This is a genomic window from Nocardia ninae NBRC 108245 (assembly GCF_007990755.1).
Taxonomy (GTDB): Bacteria; Actinomycetota; Actinomycetes; order Mycobacteriales; family Mycobacteriaceae; genus Nocardia; species Nocardia ninae.
Genome location: NZ_BJXA01000193.1, coordinates 1 through 902, shown reverse-complemented (window position 1 = coordinate 902; position 902 = coordinate 1). Strand labels below are relative to the sequence as shown.

The following is a 902-nucleotide window of genomic DNA, read 5'->3' as shown; positions in this document are numbered from 1 at the left end:
TGTAGTCGCAGTGCTGTGATGGCGGCGAACTCGTGGCCGAACTCGTCAGCGATCCGCACCGTGAACTCGTTGCCCCCGACCCAAGTCACCGACGCTCGCCAGGTCGTGGCGTCAGTCGGTTCAGTCGAGACACCCTCCCACGCGAACGGCAACGGGACCTCACCGGCAGCGACCTCGAAACCGGTCAATCCGATCGTCTGCACCACAGCATCCAGAAGCACCGGATGCAAGAGGTATCGACCGCTCTCGCGACCTACCTCACCCGACAGCGTGATCTCGGAAAAGACCGTCTCACCCTGCTTCCACAAACGATGCAACCGCCGGAACGCCGGCCCGTACTCATAACCACGACCCGACAACTCCCGGTAGAAATCATCGACATCCACCACGACGGCCTCAGCCGGCGGCCAAGAAGTGAACGCGCCTGCCAACCGAACATCGCTGTCCGGATCCAGCTGTGCTCGCGCATGCAACTGCCACTGCTCGTCACTACTCTCACGCCGGGAATAGATCACCACCTCCCGCCGACCGTCACCATCACGACCCTTGACGATGACCTGAACCTGCAAAGCCCCCTGTTCCGGAATCGGCATCGGCGCCTGCAAAACCAACTCACCCACCGACCGGCAACCCACCTCGGCACCAGCACGCACCACCAACTCCACGAACGCAGCACCAGGCATCAACACCACACCAGCGACCGCATGATCGGCCAACCACGAATGCTCCGACAACGAAACACGACCCGACAACACCACACCGTCATCGACCGGCTCCGGAATCACCACACTCACCAATGGATGATCAGCCGCACCCAATCCATGACCACGCACCGACGACGACCCACCCCGAGCCTCCAACCAAAACCGCTTACCCTCAAACGCATACGTCGGCAAATCGAT

At 61.4% G+C, this 902-nt stretch carries 1 protein-coding gene; it reads right to left on the bottom strand.

Annotated elements, in window-relative coordinates:
• Positions 1-755, bottom strand: a 755-nt coding sequence (locus NN4_RS44630) for a polyketide synthase dehydratase domain-containing protein (protein ID WP_246181457.1), incomplete at its 3' end; no start/stop codon positions are given.
• Positions 756-902 lie beyond the last annotated feature (147 nt).